We start from the raw sequence: 3,746 nt of genomic DNA on the forward strand, positions 1-3,746 counted from the left end.
TCTAGAGATATTTTAGCTAGTGAGATTGGTGACTATTTTAAAAGTAAGACTATGAATCAAATCGTAAGTTATGACGAATATAGCCGTGTAGTAACTTTTCAACTTAGAAATAAAAGTCTTGAGTATAGAATCCAGACTTTCTAACAAAGCAAATTAAAAGTGCGGACAAAAAACAGTTGGCTTTGTTCGTACCTCACAAATTTTAGCCAACTGTTTTTAGCCGTTAATTTGCGGCGTTATAAATCACTATGAGCATCGAAGAAATCTTTAAAATAGCAGCTGCAATAATCGCATCACTGGGTGGTGGTGCATTGTTGCTTGCCGCATTCTCCCATTGGCTTGGAAGCTTATGGGCAAAGCGCATGCTGCAAAATGAAAGAGCCAAGCATGAGGAGAGCCTCCAAAAACTAAAGGCTAAGAATGAGGCAGCCCTAGAGGACTTGAAAGCTCAAATAGATACCTTGAAGCAAAAAGAGTTGAATCGTCACTTTGACAAATTGGCTATCTACAAGGATGTGATTCATATAGTTTCAGAAATTCTTAGAGAACTAGAGGCAGTTGCCACATCAAAGCAAGAGTCTATTAGTGCAGACGTTGAGCATTCCTTCTCCCTAAATCGAAATAAAGCTTATGGCTACATATCGTTAGTTTCCTGCCAAGAAGTGCTGGATAAATACAATGAGATGATCGATTTCTTTATTCCATTACTTTACGAGGGCAAGCAAGCGACATGGGAGCAGATGAGAGAAAAAGCTGACTCTATGCTAAATGCCATGCGTAACGATCTTGGGATAAATGAAGGAGAAGTCGTGTATAGAGGCACAAGGTGATTTATAACAAGGCCAGCCAGAGGGACCAAAAAACCGCCGATTTCGCTCTGGTTTTTCGGCCCCTGCTGTCGACGTTACTGATTAAATACTCTAACGTGTTTTTGTCCAGTAACCAGTTATGCTAATATGACTCTGCCCACACCGAAAACTCACTTAGTCATCATAAAACCTCTCACTTATTTCATCACATAGCTTGGTTCGATAGATAATTGATGAGTGTATTAATTCCGGCAAAACGCTCTAGGAAATCTAAACCACTTTTAAACTTGATCTAGATCAAAGAAACTTCATTCGTAGCAATCTATATTACGCGGCTGCAATTTTCGCTGCTTTTTGAATCTAGATTAGCTTTTAAAAGCAATACTCCATCATCGTGCTTAAAGGTGTGTCATGGCATTACTCATCAATAACAAATGTATTAACTGTGATAAGTACTAGGTGCCAGAATTTAATGAGGAAAAACAAATAGTTGAATTTTGCTGTGTTCTTTTTTGTGTTGGTGATTTTTGACAAATCAACAACAAAGTTAAGTATTAACTAAGTTTGATGGAAAAGCAAATTGTATTAACTAAATCGACTTTTTTATCAATTTTATGCATTTTTTCACACGCTTTCCCTCCTTTATTTTCTCTTAAATTACTACGTAACACAGCGCCATTAACTCGTAACACTGAATGAGAAAAGCGTAACACAGAGATGAAATTTACCTCTGTTACTTACCATTCGTTACCACCACATAAGCCTAGTTAGTGTTAGGTCAAACACTAACTAGGAAACTCATGAGTACATCAAAATCACAACTTATCAGAGAGTATCAACGCGCGAGTAAATCACCTTGGGATGACAACTCAACCATTTTGCTATTAGCAGATGTTGATGAAGCGTCTACAAATGATTCAATCGAGCTTAGTTTTAGCCATTACATTTATATGCACAGAGATAGGGTAGGCAGTGTATTGGGTATAAGCATCTCAAAGCAGCTTTTTGATGATAATCCTGATTTTTCAGGGCGCTATTTAGATGGTGTAGAAATGTATGCTTTTTTGCTTCTGTACATTGAGCAAATAAAAGAATTCTGTCATTTATTTTCAGCGGAGTTCGAAGCGATATTCTTAACTAAACCAAGAACTTTCTTCAGTTACGCTGAAGAAAGCTGGTTAGAAATCATCGAAAAAAGTTAAAACTGGCGAACCTTCGGGTTCGCTTTCTTAATATTTCCCCTTCTTCGTTCCTTTTTAGTTAAAAGCCGTTACAGCGGTTTAAACCCATATAAAAATAAAGGAGCATATATATGTTTAGATATATATCAACGCAGGATCTTCTAACTTTAGTTGACTCAATCCGCAGTATCATTCTCAAAAACGACCATAAAATGAATCATTTAATGTTAAACAAAGAAAATCCTGATTTTGAGGGGCTTTGGTCAATTATCGAGCCTGATGTTTATGCTAATAAGCAACTGAACTATCGTGGTGTAAAAGTGCTGTTTTATAAAATGATGGTTTTTCTGCTCGAAGATATTCAGGAGGGCACTTTTGATTATTCCGATTACAATGAGCAACCTTGCAACGAAAATCCTGAGCGCTTTGATGAGTTATTTGATACGGAATTAGAGAATGACTTCTATGATGACTTTAAGGAAAAAATTGAGCGTGAGTTCGAGCCAGAGCTTAATAATGAGCGTACTCAAAACTCTATAAAAGAGACCATATCGCAAATCAAACAAACGCATTCATAGGATAAAAAAAGCTGTTTTTGCATTTAAAAATAGCGGCCTAATCATAACTCACGAAATACGCCACGAGCCGTTATTTGCCGGCTCACTACTCAATGTCTGGGTAGTCAGAGTTCATCTGATAATACTAGTGAGGGAATTGTACGCAAATATACTTTTCCATTGTGGTAATACAAAAGCGTATTGCCAACGATAATGTAAGGCGAGGCTTAAGGGCAATGAAGGAGTAGCGTGCTACTCCTTTTTCAATTTATTAGTTCACTTAATACAGTGATAATTTTAGATATAGTGGATACTTTAAATAATTAGATATAAAGGCACTTAAGTGTGGCTTGGTCATAGAATCATTATTGTACTAATTTGAATTTCCCTTGCATTATTGACCAATGACCAGGTGATGCGCAGAAAAAGACATATTCATCTTCTTTATTGAACAAATCGGTTTTAAAAGTCACTGAAGTAGACTCACCTCCACCAATAACCTTCGAAACCACAATTGCTCTCGAGTCATTAGGCTTTACATAATTATTCTTAAAACCAGCTTCAAAGCTGTCATTCGTTAACCCTATTAAATCCTTTTTTTTGGAGATAACCAAATTATGTCCCATTAAAGCTGCGGGTAATTTCCCAGTGTTTTTTAAATTAACAGTGATTGTTGAGCATGTTGCAGGTACGGTTATTTCGTCCTTAGAAAATGTCATATTGTTAGTAGCTTCTATATCGACTGTACAATTGTCTTGTGCATGAGCAGCTGAAATGAACCCTGTGAAAAATAGACCTAGTAAAATGTTACGAATAGACATGTGACCTCATTTATAGTTGGAGAAATTAGAATTGAAATTATCAAGTTACGCTTTAGTTCTCTAACTAATAAATTAAATCTATTTGATTGATAAAACAGATGCTTTAGAGGTAATAGATAAAGGTTTTTATTTAATAAACGTTGGTTTCATATTTTAAGAATGTAAGGTGAAAGAAGAGTGGGGAAAGCATTTAGACTGAGCTAAAAACTTACTAAACTAAGTAGTAATTAAATACATACTATCAACGATAGATAAAAATGCTTACTCAAGAAGAGGACAGGATTAACTCATGTTAGTGCATCATTCTTTCTGTAATTTCGCCTGAGCTGGAAAAGGTGCAGGTCAAAGTTTATCCTTTTGATTTACCGACCAAAGTAA

At 36.0% G+C, this 3,746-nt stretch carries 4 protein-coding genes; 3 read left to right on the forward strand and 1 reads right to left on the reverse strand.

What is annotated here, in order from left to right; all coding sequences use genetic code 11:
* Positions 1–248 precede the first annotated feature (248 nt).
* The 3 genes from AN394_RS20920 (at position 249) to AN394_RS20930 (ending at position 2,568) form a co-directional block, all read left to right on the forward strand.
* Positions 249–830 carry a hypothetical protein gene (locus AN394_RS20920; RefSeq protein ID WP_055022488.1) on the forward strand — a complete coding sequence of 194 codons (582 nt, stop codon included), beginning with the start codon at positions 249–251 and terminating at the stop codon, positions 828–830.
* Between the two features lie 779 nt (positions 831–1,609).
* Complete coding sequence (locus AN394_RS20925; RefSeq protein ID WP_055022489.1) at positions 1,610–2,011, forward strand: hypothetical protein; 402 nt, start codon at positions 1,610–1,612, stop codon at positions 2,009–2,011.
* 110 nt (positions 2,012–2,121) lie between these two features.
* A complete protein-coding gene (locus tag AN394_RS20930) occupies positions 2,122–2,568 on the forward strand; it encodes a hypothetical protein (RefSeq protein ID WP_055022490.1) in 447 nt (148 codons plus the stop codon).
* 344 nt (positions 2,569–2,912) lie between these two features.
* On the opposite strand, the gene azu is transcribed toward AN394_RS20930, so the two are convergent.
* On the reverse strand, positions 2,913–3,368 hold the full coding sequence (gene azu, locus AN394_RS20935; RefSeq protein WP_055022491.1) for an azurin: 456 nt from the start codon (positions 3,366–3,368) through the stop codon (positions 2,913–2,915).
* Positions 3,369–3,746 lie beyond the last annotated feature (378 nt).

Source organism: Pseudoalteromonas sp. P1-26, assembly GCF_001401795.1.
Lineage (GTDB): Bacteria > Pseudomonadota > Gammaproteobacteria > Enterobacterales > Alteromonadaceae > Pseudoalteromonas.

Bases quoted from the DNA above. Each gene is read 5' to 3' on its own strand.
- AN394_RS20925 (WP_055022489.1), top strand. From the start codon at position 1,610: ATGAGTACATCAAAATCACAACTTATCAGAGAGTATCAACGCGCGAGT.
- AN394_RS20930 (WP_055022490.1), top strand. From the start codon at position 2,122: ATGTTTAGATATATATCAACGCAGGATCTTCTAACTTTAGTTGACTCA.
- azu (WP_055022491.1), bottom strand. From the start codon at position 3,368: ATGTCTATTCGTAACATTTTACTAGGTCTATTTTTCACAGGGTTCATT.
- AN394_RS20920 (WP_055022488.1), top strand. From the start codon at position 249: ATGAGCATCGAAGAAATCTTTAAAATAGCAGCTGCAATAATCGCATCA.